We start from the raw sequence: 12,957 nt of genomic DNA on the forward strand, positions 1-12,957 counted from the left end.
AAAAATAAAAAAATGGGATTATTCAATAAAATTCTGGGAAATGCCAGTGAAATTTCCGTAGAGAAATTAAAAGAAAAATACGGTCGACTTCTAATTGAAAGTGAAGAAGTGGAGTTGGGATTTAAACTACTTCGGGATGTTTTTATGTTTACCAACAAACGGCTTATTTTAATTGATGTACAGGGATTAACCGGTAGTAAGGTAGAATATAAATCAATGCCCTATAAAAATATCTCACGGTTTTCGTTGGAAACGGCAGGGACATTCGACTTGGATGCAGAACTTAAAATTTGGATTTCCAGTGAAAATATTCCTTCGGTGAGTAAACGCTTCAATAAAAGTATTGATGTTTATGCAGTACAGCGGTATTTAGCCGGTAAGGTGATGTAATAGTGCTGCGATATTTTTGATAGTTATAATCATAAAAAAACCTGGCGGAGCCACCGCCAGGCTTTGTAACCCTAAGGTTACCACTTAGAACGAGTAAACGGCTATCTGTAAATTTCTTTTTACGTTTGGTGGTTAGAAAGAATAAACAGCCGCTACTAAAAATGATGCCAAGCTTCCTGTTGCTTCATCATCCCCGTCTAGGAATATATCTTCAGAAGCGGTATCGAACCTAAATTCTGGCTTGATCGTTAAGTCGCTGATTTTGTAGTTACCGGTTAAAGTAAATTCAAGTACATCTGCATCTCCGTCAGGGTTATATGCACCTAAAGCGCTAACACCTCCATCGAACTCTTTGAAATATTCCCCACGTAAACCAAAAGAGAATTTTTCTGAGGTGGTATACTGTGGATATAACGCAAATCCGTAGAATCCAGAACCATCTGTTGTATTATAGGTGGTGTTGATTCCTAGGTAAAAAGCATCTGAAACATCGAACCCACCGGTATAATCAATTTGAAATGTTTCTCCTGGTAGTCCTGTTTGGGCACCGTATAAAAGGTTTAAATATTGTCCTTTGTAACCCAATTGCGCCCCAGCTGTATAACTTCCGTCAAGGTTAATTTCCGTAAAGTCGGTACTGTTCATAACAGCCAACATTAAAGAGAAATCTTCAGACAATGTAAAATCTGCTTTTATCCCTGTGTGAGAGAAAGGTCCGTAAGAAAACATATACGAAGTAGAGTAGTTAAAGTTACCTACAGGGGAAATTACTTCATACCCTAAAAAGGTATTAAAGTTACCCATGGTTAATCTCACTTTTTCGCTTACATTCCAGTACATGTACAACTGGTTTACAATGTTGGCAGATCCAACAGAATTAAATACTGCATCTTCCCCACGTGGTCCAAAAACAAGATCTGCTACGAAACCTACTTTCTCACCTTCATAGCTGGCAATTAAATTTGCCATACCAATGGAAAAACCGCTTCTGTTAGCAAATGAAGTAGGAGGGGTAACAAACATTCCATCTTCGTCTGCTTGGTTCGTGCTTGTTAAATTGGTTTTCCAGTAAACATCTCCAGAACCGCTTATTGAGAATTTCTTGTTATCCTCTTCTTGGGCAAAAGTGCTTAAACTAACTAAAGAAATAGCTAGAAAAAATATATTTTTTACGACATTTGTTTTAGTAATCGCTTTCATATTAAAAAAAGTTAATTTGTTGTTTGGTTTAATTTCAAAATGAGTCAAAAATCAATAGTTAACTATTAAAGCGGGTTACCGAACGGAGCGTACCGCCAAATAGCGCTCCGTTCTTTTTCCCTATTAAAACTAACTAACTAACGATCAATTGTAAAATCTGGGTATGCATCTCCATCGTGCTCGTGCATATCCAATCCTTCGATTTCTTCTTCTTTAGTAACGCGTAATCCCATAGTTTTCTTAAGGATAAACAATACTATAAAAGAAGTGATTAGAGCCCATCCTCCAATGGCAAGTACGCCTATGGCCTGTACTCCAAGCTGTGCTACACCACCACCGTTAATAAGTCCGCCTTCTATGGCAAAAACACCTACTAACAAAGTTCCGAGTGCTCCACAAACCCCGTGTACCGAGATGGCACCAACAGGATCATCTATTTTAAGTTTTTTATCTATAAATTCAATAGAGAATACTACTACCAACCCACAGATAACACCTATAATTGCTGCGCTGAGCGGGGTAACTGCTGCACATCCAGCAGTAATACCTACCAATCCAGCTAAAGCACCATTTAAAGTCATAGAAACTTCTGGTTTGCCGTAACGAACCCAAGTAAGGATCAGTGCTGTAATAGCACCGGCAGCGGCTGCTAAGTTTGTAGTGATTATAATTCCCGCAACGTTGTAAGAGCTTTCTCCGCTAATAGCAAGTTCAGATCCTCCGTTGAATCCAAACCATCCTAGCCAAAGGATGAAAACTCCTAACGCGCCGTACATCATATTGTGCCCTGGAATAGCGTTCGATTTCCCTTCGGTATATTTACCAATTCTTGGGCCTACAAGAGCGGCACCTACAAGGGCTGCCCATCCACCCACGGAGTGAACTACTGTTGATCCTGCAAAATCGATAAATCCAAGGGAAGTAAGCCATCCATCTCCTTGCCATACCCAATGTCCGGATATGGGGTAGATAACCACGGTCATCACTAAAGAAAATATAATATATGTTGAAAATTTAGTTCTTTCTGCAACTGCTCCCGAAACGATGGTAGCCGCTGTTGCAGCAAAAACCGTTTGAAAGAATAAATTGTGCATGTCTTCCCGAACACTGTAAAATAAAGATGGGGAACCGATAAAACTACCGATTGATTCTCCATACATTATAGTGTAACCAATAATCCAAAATCCTAAGGAACCTACTATAAGGTCCACAAAGTTTTTCATTACTATATTGATTACGTTTTTAGATCTTGTAAATCCAGATTCTACAAGCGTAAAACCGGCTTGCATAAAAAACACGAGTATCCCCGCGATTAATATCCACATCAAGTCTAAAACTGCATTCGCTTCAATGACGTTTGTTTCCATAAGGGTTGTTTTTAAGTTAGTTTAGTTGATTATTTTAATGATTCTGTGCCTTTTTCTCTCGTTCTAATGCGATAGGCTTCTTCTACAGGAATTACAAATACTTTACCGTCACCAACATTTCCTGAATATGCTGATTTAAGGATGGCTTCAACCGTGCGCTCAGTAAATTCATCTGAGACAATGATTGATAAATAGCGTCTCTGGATGTCCGCAGTACTGTAACTTACACCACGATAAACATGGCCTTTCTTTTCGTTACCTACTCCCGTAACATCCCAGTAACTAAAAAAGTTTACTTCTACTTGATGGAGTGCGTCGCGCACATCATCAAATTTCGATTTACGAATAATGGCTTCAATTTTTTTCATTGATTTAAAGTTTTACTATTAAAAATGAGTTGAAGAAATACTTCTTACTTGCGTCAACCGTTTCGTTCTAAAAATTGGATGGTTTTGGTTGGTAAGTAAAAAATTCAAATTTGCTTAATCTCATTCCATTATTAAATGATTTGTTTGCTTAAAACTATGTTAAAAAATCGTTACGGTAAAATTAATAGGGGGGTTAATGGTGATTTTTATTAAATTATGAATTTACCCCCTCTTAAAATTAGGGGTATGTATAAAAAATATGATTATTTTAAATTCTTTAGTTTGAAGATTTTCCAGTTTTCAGATAAAAATGGGATCCAGCTATGGTTGTTTTACCGTAGGATTTAAGTTGAAAATAGGGTAAAATTGACTTAAGAAAGTCTCCTGTAAGCATACGAAGCTGGGGAAACGAGGCGATGTTTCCTTCTGAAAAGCTTGTTGAATGAGCTATTTTTAGATGAACTTTATAAGCCAGACCCCTACAAAAACGGCAACTAAACCAAGTATAAAGGTAATAGAAGTGTATAGAATAAAGTTAAAGAGGTCTCCAGATTTAAGAAAGACGTGGTTTTCGTAAGCGAACGTAGAAAAGGTAGTAAACCCTCCACAAAATCCCGTAGCGATAAGTAGCAATTGATTGGTGGAGAGCGATTGGTTTTTGGCAGCCAAGCCTAATACAAAACCTATTATTAGGCTTCCCAAAATATTTGCTGCAAAGGTGCCATAGGGAATACCAGTTTGTACGGAATTTAAATATTTGCCAAGAACAAAACGCAAACAACTCCCTAAACCACCTCCTAAAAAAACCAATAAGAGCTGCTTCATATTACTGCTAAATTTGTGAGGTGGAAAAAGTTCAATATAAAATATTTTTCATTCGAATTCAATCCCATTTATAAAAGTTCTTTTTTATTCTAAAGTTGTGTTTAAGGTTTCAACTATGGGGATGTATATTTCAGATAAGTAATCCGCAGGGTTCGGGGAATCGTCTGGGGTTACAATATAGGTTTCGAAGGATTTTCTGGAATCGTCAATCTCAATATTTTCTTTTTTAATAGCTTCGCGTGTTTTGCTCCAAGCTTCGTTAATATTTATAGTGTCTCCCTTCAAGGTTGTTTTGTAGTATGCCCCGGGATCCATAAAACCACATAATATAGGGCTTCCAGTTGGAGTAACAATACGCTCTTTCACAGGAATAGAGGTAGAAAAGATTGCGGTGTTGTTGCTTTGGTTCCATTCCTCAAATAAAGTAAAGGGATTTCCAGATTGTTGAATGTTGTTTTGTTCCATAAAGGCTTCTATTTCTGGAAACATCCTCTGGGTTGCCAAATCTATTTCATTTTGTTTTGCACTCGATGTTTCGTATAAATAGTAGCCTCCACCGTAAGCTGTTTTGCCTATTGTTGTAATAGTGTATTTTTTCATGTCCGCTAAAATTACACTATCCAACTTTGCTAATCCATTTTCAAAATCTGTTTCAAACCTATTTTCCATACTGTTTTGAAAAAGAATAAAGAACTTATCTTTAAAGCTGAGGGTACCCTCAATACCGGAGGTAACAATAACTCCTTCATCTTTAATGGTATTGTCGAAAGTGAAAAAACGATTCGCTAGAAGAGTTTTAGGAGTATTAATATCTAAACGATAGGCAAGCGAATCTTCAGAAGTAAAAGTATTTGTTGCAGAACCATTTCCTAGTAATTCGCTCTGCCACTTGATAGAAGCGTCTTTACCCTCGAAAGATTCCCCGTAAGACAACTTCATATTAGGATCTTGCTCATACCAAAAAGACCACTTTGGCCAGTTTTTTACATTGGAGAGGTAATTATGGATAACGGACTTTGGGGCGTTAATAACCCTAGTAGTTACAATTTTGTAATTATCTGATTGAATGGCAACATAGATAGAAAGACCTATGGCCAAAATTAAAAATAAGAAGATTAGGTACTTTAAAATTTTCATAACAGTAAGGTATAAATAGGAATACCAATGTACAAAAAATGTACGTTATTATGAACAAATTTTAAATACTGTAAATCTATAGTCGTTAAAATTTATATAGCTTCTTTTAAAACTACGTCGTATTCTTCCTCTTCTTTTGTGTTCATGGATTTGGCAGGCTGCTTGTTGTAAATAGCCGCTGTTTTTCCTTTGGATTTTGGAAGTTTGTTAACGCTGAATAATAATAAAACTACATTAATAAATAACAGGCTGAATAAAATGCTAAAGAAAATCATCATTGCTTAAGTTGATTGCTTTATGCAAATTTAAGAAATTTATGACATAAATTCTCATAAACGGACCGAAAATTAACATAATTATGTATAAAATATGGCTTTGGTAAGTTTGCCTTTAGTTTTTTGATAAATATTTAATTGAAATGAGTAATGCTAAGAAAATAATAAAACCCAACAGTACCCACAACGTACCCTTGTATTGTTTTTTATGTATTTTGAGATCGCTTTTGTAGCTGATTATCATCACTATAATAAATGCAAAAGCGAAAATCCCTGCAAAAATTAATTGACCATTACTAAACATCTATTTTTTATTTTGGACAAAATTAGTCAAATTAGCGCTAGCAAAAATCAATAATTCACTCTTTTTTTACAAAATTCAAAGCACACATTTTTTATGAAAAACAAATTAAAGGCTGTAGAAAAATTTCATAATTCCTTTGGTCTGGGGGTCGCAAAACATCCTGTTGCAAAATTGGAAACTAATAAAATTGTTTTAAGGCATAATCTTATGGCAGAGGAGAATGATGAATATTTGGCGGCGGCGACTAACAATGATATGGTGGAAGTGGCAGATGCCCTTGGCGACATGCTCTATATTTTATGCGGAACCATTTTAGAGCACGGCATGCAAGATGTTATAGAAGATGTTTTTAATGAGATACAATTAAGTAATATGAGCAAACTTGGGGAAGACGGGAAACCAATTTACCGAGAGGATGGTAAGGTATTAAAGGGCCCAAATTACTTTAAACCAGATATTAAAAAGATTCTAGAGAATTCTTAGTAATAAAAAAGGAGGCAATGTCTGCCTCCTTTTTTATTATCTCTTAGCTTAAACCTTAAGCTTTAACCCTCCAGCCAAATTTGTCTTCTGCAATATTATATTGCAATTCCATAATGGCTTTTTTAATTTTGGTGGCATATGAATTTTCTAATTTAGGGAGTTCCCATTTATCCCCCTTATAACCAAATCCAGCAATCGGGTTTATTACCGCAGCAGTTCCCGTACCAAAAATTTCTTTTAGTGAGCCTTGCTTTTGCGCTTCTAATATTTCTGAAACCTTTATCGGTCTAATTTCTACTTCTATTCCCATATCTTCTGCCATGGCTATAACACTCTTTCTAGTGATACCATCCAAAATACGGTCGCTGGTAGGGCATGTAACCAATTTGTCGCCAATTCTAAAGAAGATATTCATGGTTCCCGCCTCCTCTAAATATTCATGAGTGTTGGCATCGGTCCATATAATTTGTTGATATCCTTCTTCCTTTGCTAAATTGGTTGGGTAAAATTGTCCCGCATAGTTACCAGCTGCTTTTGCATAGCCAAAACCTCCACTTGCAGCCCTACTAAATTTATCGGCAATTTTAACGCGTACCTCACCACCATAATAAGCTTGGGCAGGTGAGCAAATAATTATAAATTTATATTCGTTGGCAGGAGAGGCAGATACTCCAGCTTCTGTTGCTATTACAAATGGCCGGATGTAGAGGCTGTTTCCAAATCCTTTTTTTATCCAATCTTTGTCAAGCTTCAATAAAGTACTTAATCCATCAAAGAAGTAATCTTCTGGAAATTCAGGAATTGCCATCCTAACAGCAGATTTATTGATGCGTTTAAAGTTTTCGTCAGGTCTAAATAACCATATCTCTTCATTCTCATCCTTGTACGCCTTCATCCCTTCAAAAACTGCTTGCCCGTAATGAAAAACCCTTGCAGAAGGGTCTAACGATAGCTTTTGGTATGGTTTGATTTCTGGTGTCTGCCAAGCGCCGTTTTTATAGTCGCACACAAACATATGGTCTGTAAAGACGCTTCCAAATGCTAAGTTTTCAAAGTTTACATCTTCTATTTTAGATGCAGCTGTTTTTTCAATTTTGATATTGCTAATGGTTTCCTTGCTCATAACTCAACTTTATTTTTGCTAAATTAGAAAATATTCCAGCAAAAAGTAGATTAATTAAGACAAAAATAAGTTATTTTGTAGTGGTTTTTGTTGTAAAAATTTAAATATGAAATGAGCGAAAACCTATTTTATTTTTTGCTGAAGCATCAGCGTAATTATACCAGAGCCTCGATATTTTTCATGCCTGTTTGCTCAAAGGTAGGTGCAGAGGGGTTGAATTAAGCAGGAAATATCAATTCTTTTACAATGAAATAAAAAATTTTAAATTGATGAAAATAAAAATTCTATTTGTTTTTGTGGTGGCGCTTATGCTATCCTGTAATTCTGAGAAGTCTAATAATAGTGCAGAAATTGCGGCCAATTATTATGTTTATGGAGACACCATTTCTATAGATGAGGTGTTACCTGCAGATGAGATTCAGAAAAAATATGAATCCATGAAATTGGAAGATACGCTATCGGTAGTTTTTAAAGCTAAAGTGAATGATGTGTGCCAAGCTAAGGGATGCTGGATGAAACTCGATCTTGAAAATGGGGAAGAAGCTATGGTGAAATTTAAAGAATATTCTTTCTTTGTTCCTAAAGACATTGCTAACAAACAAGTGGTCTTGGGAGGTAAGGCCTTTGTTGTAGAAATGGATGTTGAAGAACAAAAGCACTATGCTGAGGATGCTGGAAAAACCAACGCCGAAATAGCCGCCATAACCACTCCTTTAAAAACATATTCTTTCGAGGCCAATGGAGTGCTTTTACCCAAATAATTTATTTTGAAAAGAAAAATCATCAATACTTCAGATGGTTCCTCTACTATTTATATTGAAGATTGGAACGAACATTACCATTCCAAACATGGGGCCATACAAGAGGCTTACCATGTATTTATAAAAAGCGGACTTATTCCTTATGTGAAAAACCATAAACCTTCTCATGTCCCTATTTTGGAAATAGGCTTTGGAACTGGTTTGAATGCCTTTATTACGTTATTGGAAGCAGAGAAATTGGGAATAAATATTTCTTATGAAGGTGTAGAAGGATATCCGGTATTGGCTGAAGAAATTAAATTGCTCAATTATGTGGAACAACTGAATGCTAATAGTAAGAAATCGGTTTTTGATGAAATGCACGCATGTAATTGGGAAGGGTTTTCTAACCTATCAGAAACATTTCAGTTAAAAAAAAGAAAGCAATTCTTCCAGGACATCAACGATAAAAATAGGTTTAACCTTATTTATTTTGATGCTTTCGGGGCTCGGGTGCAACCAGATTTATGGGAAGTCTCCATTTTTAAAAAAATGTTTGAAGCTTTGAAACCAAATGGTGTATTGGTTACCTATGCCGCCAAAGGCAGTGTTCGCCGAGCGATGTTGGAAGTTGGTTTTTCAGTGGAAAAATTACCCGGACCTCCCGGAAAGCGTGAAATGTTAAGAGCTGTTAAAAATAGTTAGTCCTATCTTCTAATTACGTTAAATACTCACAATTAGAATGTTAAACCTTAATTAATGTTGATTGTAAAAGCTGATTATTTCCATATTTTTAAATAAAAGTAACTAAAATGAAGATTCTAATTACGGGAGCAACGGGGCTGATTGGTGAAGAAATTGTGCGTTTATGCCACAATAAGGGATATTCGGTAAATTATTTATCAACAAGCAAAAATAAAATAGAAAATCAAGAAAATTACCAAGGGTTTTATTGGAACCCCAGTAAAAACAAAATCGATTTAGCCTGTTTTAAAGGTGTCGATGCGGTAATAAATTTGGCGGGTGTAAGTATTTCCAAAAGATGGACATCTACCAACAAAAAGAAAATATTGAATAGTCGGATAAAATCGCTTCAGGTTTTAAACGATGCCATTTTTAAAGTAAACCATCATATAAAATCTTTTGTTTCAGCTTCTGCCATAGGTATTTATCCTAATTCTTATACCAATTATTACGAGGAAGACTGCCAAGAAGTAGACGATTCTTTTCTAGGGGAAGTGGTAGAAAAATGGGAAGCCGCTGCCGATAAATTAAAAATACATAAGTTTCCAATAGCTAAAGTGCGTACAGGATTGGTGCTCTCCCAAGATGGAGGAGCGCTTCCACAAATGGCGAAACCAATTCGCTATTACGCAGGGGCTGTTTTTGGAAATGGAGAACAATGGCAAAGCTGGATTCACATCAAAGATATAGCCGAAATTTACCTGCATCTTGTGGAGAATAACTTGGAAGGTGTTTATAACGGGGTGGCTCCAAATCCTGTTACAAATTTAAAGCTTACCCATAAAATAGCAGACATTTACGATAAGCCAATCCTTTTACCTAATATACCCATGGTTGCGATGAAATTAATTTTGGGTGAAATGGCCTATATTTTATTTGCAAGCCAGCGTGTAAGTGCGAAAAAAATAGAAGAAAGTGGTTATCACTTTAACTTTACCAATATTTGCTTAGCTCTTAAAGATGTTTTAAACGAAAAAAGCCAACTCCGTGAGGAATTGGCCTGATTCTAAATTTTAGTTCGGTTTAAAATTTCTTAAGCCTTTTTAGCTTTAACTTTTACCACCAATTCAATATCATCGTTGATGAACTTATCTCCAAGATCGTCAAAAACTGATTTAGAACCGTAGTTTACATCCCAGTTGGTTCTATCAATTGTAAAAGTCTCACTGGTTAGCATGGCAGTGTTTCCATCTTCAGAAACGCTTACGGGAAAAGAAATGTTTTGCTTTTTACCTTTAATCGTTAAATTTCCAGAAAGCATCAATTTCCCTTCTTTTTCTTCTATTCCAGTAACTTCGAAAGCGGCTGTTGGATGTTCTTCCGTATTAAAGAAATGATTTTCTTTTCCTTCTACCGTTCCTTTCAAATGCGCTTCCAAATCAGCTTTTTTATCTTCTTCAAGATCAACATCTGTAACTGTTATGGAACTCATATCGATTAAGAAGTTACCGCTTTCGAGCGCACCTTCTTTAACTGACATTACTCCAGATTCTATAGCAATAGTTCCTGTGTGCTCTCCCGTAGGTTTAGCGCCTTTCCATTCTATAACACTTTCTTCAGGAATTGCTGTGTATTTTACTGCGGTAGCTGTAACCTCTTTGGCAGCTTCAGCTTCAGTAGCCGTGGTTTCATTTTTCTTTTCATCCTTACAAGAAGTAAAAATAACTAGACAAGCTAAGAATGAAATTGATAAGATACTTTTTTTCATTTTTCGATTTTTTTGTGATTAGTGTACCAAAAATAGAAATCTAAAGGTATATCTGTATTAAAATTATGGTAAATTTTTTTGATGACATTTTGACATTTTAAAGGAATTGGCAATACTTTTGTCAATTATAATCGAACTGTAGGGGTAGATGAAGTTTTTTTCTGCTGGAGAAAAGAACTTCAGCCTAATAACTGAAAATAAAAAATAGGTTAAAAATACATATATGTCTAAGAACGAAGAAAAAGAAATAGTATCCGAAGAGAACTTGGCAGAAGGTCAAGGGCAAGATCAAATACAAGAAGATCAAGTTTCGGAGGTGAACGATGCCAAGGACGAAATTAGTGAGGAAGAGAAACTTAGAGAAGAATTGGCTGCAGAGAAAGATAAGTTTTTACGTCTTTTTGCCGAGTTTGAAAATTACAAACGAAGAACTTCTAAAGAACGCATTGAGCTTTTTAAAACGGCAGGACAAGATATTATGGTTTCCATGCTTCCTGTTTTAGATGATTTTGATCGGGCTTTAAATGAAATTTCAAAAACAGAAGACAAAGAACTTCTTAAAGGGGTAGAACTTATAAGTAATAAGTTTAGAAATACTTTGAATAACAAAGGTTTGGAGCAGATTGAAGTGAATGTAGGGGATGTTTTTGATGCTGAACTGCACGAAGCCATTACGCAAATTCCAGCTCCTAGCGATGATTTAAAGGGTAAAATTGTAGACGTAATTGAAAAAGGCTACAAATTGGGGGAACGCGTAATTAGACATCCAAAGGTAATTGTTGGTCAATAGATAAAAGACTATTTGTCATATTCACCAAATTAAGTGTCTACTTGATTAAAACATAAAACAGAAAAAATCTTTTAGAAGAATTTACATGAAGCAAGATTATTACGAAATACTGGAGATTGATAAAAGTGCAACTGCTGCAGAAATAAAAAAAGCATATCGTAAGAAAGCTATTCAGTATCACCCTGATAAAAACCCAGGAGATAAAAATGCAGAAGAGCTGTTTAAGAAGTCTGCGGAAGCTTACGAGGTATTGAGCGATCCTGCCAAAAAACAACGTTACGATCAATATGGCCATGCAGCATTCGATGGTGCCGGCGGTTTTGGTGGTGGTAGCATGAATATGGACGACATCTTTAGTCAGTTCGGTGATATTTTTGGTAGCGCCTTCGGCGGCGGCGGTGGCTTTAGCGGTTTTGGCGGCTTTGGCGGCGGCGGTGGCCGAGCACGGGTAAAAGGTAGTAATTTGCGAATCCGTGTAAAACTTACCTTAGAAGAGATTGCCAATGGTGTGGAGAAAAAGGTAAAGGTTAGAAGGAAGATCCAATCGAAAGATGTTACCTATAAAACCTGTCCTACTTGTAATGGAAGCGGGCAGACAATGCGGGTAACCAATACCATTCTCGGTAGAATGCAAACCGCTACTACGTGTAATTCTTGTGGAGGTGCCGGGGAGGTTATTGATAAAAAATCTTCAGATGCCGATGCTCAAGGGTTGTTGGTAAAAGAAGAGACTGTTTCTATAAAAATTCCGGCTGGAGTAGTAGAAGGAATGCAATTAAAAGTTACCGGAAAAGGTAACGAAGCTCCTGGAAGTAATGGTATACCCGGAGATTTGCTGGTAGCTATTGAAGAATTGGAGCACGATACCCTTAAAAGGGAAGGGGATAATTTACACTACGATCTTTATGTGAGTATTGCAGAGGCAGTTTTAGGGACTTCTAAAGAAATAGATACAGTAACTGGAAAAGTTCGCATTAAACTTGAAGAGGGTATACAGTCAGGCAAAATACTCCGATTAAAAGGTAAAGGAATACCAAGTATTAACGGTTACGGACAAGGAGATTTGTTGGTACATATAAATGTTTGGACACCAAAAACCTTAAATAAGGAACAGCGTGAATTCTTTGAAAGCATGATTGGGGATGAAAACTTCACACCTAATCCTGAAGGTAGCGACAAATCATTTTTTGAAAAAGTGAAAGATATGTTTTCATAATTTAACAGTTCAGTTTTATAAAAAAATATATCTTTGTAAGAACACTAGTTCTAATCTAGTGTTAATTTTTTCTTTTTCATAGCAATTTTTTCCCATCCTTGAACTTTTTTGAGGGTGGGTTTTTATTTATACAAAAAATTGTAAAGCTTCCGGGGTATCGCAATTTCTAACTTCTGAGAACTTTCAATGGATGGTAAATCGATTTAATTGATACTTCCCTAAACAACATTGAATATTTTTTCTTGTGCAAACGCCAAATGTATAATTAACGTTTTAAAATTATTAGT

Annotated in this window: 15 protein-coding genes; 7 read left to right on the forward strand and 8 right to left on the reverse strand. The window is 36.0% G+C overall.

What is annotated here, in order from left to right:
• The first annotated feature begins 12 nt into the window (after window positions 1–12).
• Complete coding sequence (locus HX109_RS11445; RefSeq protein WP_178952078.1) at window positions 13–390, forward strand: PH domain-containing protein; 378 nt, start codon at window positions 13–15, stop codon at window positions 388–390.
• Between the two features lie 132 nt (window positions 391–522).
• Here the strand turns inward: HX109_RS11445 and HX109_RS11450 are convergent, their stop codons facing one another.
• From HX109_RS11450 to HX109_RS11475, 6 genes are all read right to left on the reverse strand, one after another.
• Entirely contained in the window at window positions 523–1,590 is a 1,068-nt protein-coding gene (locus HX109_RS11450; protein WP_178952080.1) for a porin, read from the reverse strand.
• A 137-nt stretch (window positions 1,591–1,727) separates the two neighbouring features.
• On the reverse strand, window positions 1,728–2,957 hold the full coding sequence (locus HX109_RS11455) for an ammonium transporter (RefSeq protein ID WP_178952082.1): 1,230 nt from the start codon (window positions 2,955–2,957) through the stop codon (window positions 1,728–1,730).
• Window positions 2,958–2,986: 29 nt separating this feature from the next.
• Complete coding sequence (locus HX109_RS11460; RefSeq protein ID WP_178952084.1) at window positions 2,987–3,325, reverse strand: P-II family nitrogen regulator; 339 nt, start codon at window positions 3,323–3,325, stop codon at window positions 2,987–2,989.
• Between the two features lie 453 nt (window positions 3,326–3,778).
• Window positions 3,779–4,150: a fluoride efflux transporter CrcB gene (gene crcB / locus HX109_RS11465; protein WP_178952086.1), complete on the reverse strand. Its 372-nt coding sequence runs from the start codon at window positions 4,148–4,150 to the stop codon at window positions 3,779–3,781.
• A gap of 84 nt (window positions 4,151–4,234) precedes the next feature.
• Window positions 4,235–5,287, reverse strand: a complete 1,053-nt coding sequence (locus HX109_RS11470) for an SRPBCC family protein (protein WP_178952088.1) — start codon at window positions 5,285–5,287, stop codon at window positions 4,235–4,237.
• A gap of 92 nt (window positions 5,288–5,379) precedes the next feature.
• The gene (locus HX109_RS11475; RefSeq protein WP_178952090.1) at window positions 5,380–5,565 is read right to left on the reverse strand and encodes a hypothetical protein; all 186 of its coding nucleotides are present in this window, start codon (window positions 5,563–5,565) and stop codon (window positions 5,380–5,382) included.
• 394 nt (window positions 5,566–5,959) lie between these two features.
• Here HX109_RS11475 and HX109_RS11480 point away from each other — a divergent pair, with 394 nt between their 5' ends.
• On the forward strand, window positions 5,960–6,349 hold the full coding sequence (locus HX109_RS11480) for a nucleoside triphosphate pyrophosphohydrolase family protein (RefSeq protein ID WP_178952092.1): 390 nt from the start codon (window positions 5,960–5,962) through the stop codon (window positions 6,347–6,349).
• 55 nt (window positions 6,350–6,404) lie between these two features.
• On the opposite strand, the gene HX109_RS11485 is transcribed toward HX109_RS11480, so the two are convergent.
• Entirely contained in the window at window positions 6,405–7,472 is a 1,068-nt protein-coding gene (locus tag HX109_RS11485; protein ID WP_178952094.1) for a branched-chain amino acid aminotransferase, read from the reverse strand.
• 269 nt (window positions 7,473–7,741) lie between these two features.
• Between HX109_RS11485 and HX109_RS11490 the strand changes: the two genes are divergently transcribed.
• The 3 genes from HX109_RS11490 to HX109_RS11500 all read left to right on the forward strand — a co-directional run bounded on the left by HX109_RS11490 (window position 7,742) and on the right by HX109_RS11500 (window position 9,960).
• Entirely contained in the window at window positions 7,742–8,233 is a 492-nt protein-coding gene (locus HX109_RS11490) for a DUF4920 domain-containing protein (protein ID WP_178952095.1), read from the forward strand.
• A 6-nt stretch (window positions 8,234–8,239) separates the two neighbouring features.
• Window positions 8,240–8,917, forward strand: coding sequence for a tRNA (5-methylaminomethyl-2-thiouridine)(34)-methyltransferase MnmD (gene mnmD, locus HX109_RS11495; protein WP_178952097.1), 678 nt, complete (start codon window positions 8,240–8,242; stop codon window positions 8,915–8,917).
• A gap of 107 nt (window positions 8,918–9,024) precedes the next feature.
• On the forward strand, window positions 9,025–9,960 hold the full coding sequence (locus HX109_RS11500) for a TIGR01777 family oxidoreductase (RefSeq protein ID WP_178952099.1): 936 nt from the start codon (window positions 9,025–9,027) through the stop codon (window positions 9,958–9,960).
• Window positions 9,961–9,989: 29 nt separating this feature from the next.
• Here the strand turns inward: HX109_RS11500 and HX109_RS11505 are convergent, their stop codons facing one another.
• Complete coding sequence (locus HX109_RS11505; protein ID WP_178952101.1) at window positions 9,990–10,664, reverse strand: YceI family protein; 675 nt, start codon at window positions 10,662–10,664, stop codon at window positions 9,990–9,992.
• 223 nt (window positions 10,665–10,887) lie between these two features.
• On the opposite strand from HX109_RS11505, the gene HX109_RS11510 reads away from it, so the two are divergent.
• Window positions 10,888–11,454, forward strand: coding sequence for a nucleotide exchange factor GrpE (locus HX109_RS11510; protein WP_178952103.1), 567 nt, complete (start codon window positions 10,888–10,890; stop codon window positions 11,452–11,454).
• 85 nt (window positions 11,455–11,539) lie between these two features.
• On the forward strand, window positions 11,540–12,670 hold the full coding sequence (gene dnaJ / locus HX109_RS11515) for a molecular chaperone DnaJ (RefSeq protein ID WP_178952105.1): 1,131 nt from the start codon (window positions 11,540–11,542) through the stop codon (window positions 12,668–12,670).
• Window positions 12,671–12,957 lie beyond the last annotated feature (287 nt).

The organism is Galbibacter sp. BG1, assembly GCF_013391805.1.
Classification (GTDB): domain Bacteria; phylum Bacteroidota; class Bacteroidia; order Flavobacteriales; family Flavobacteriaceae; genus Galbibacter.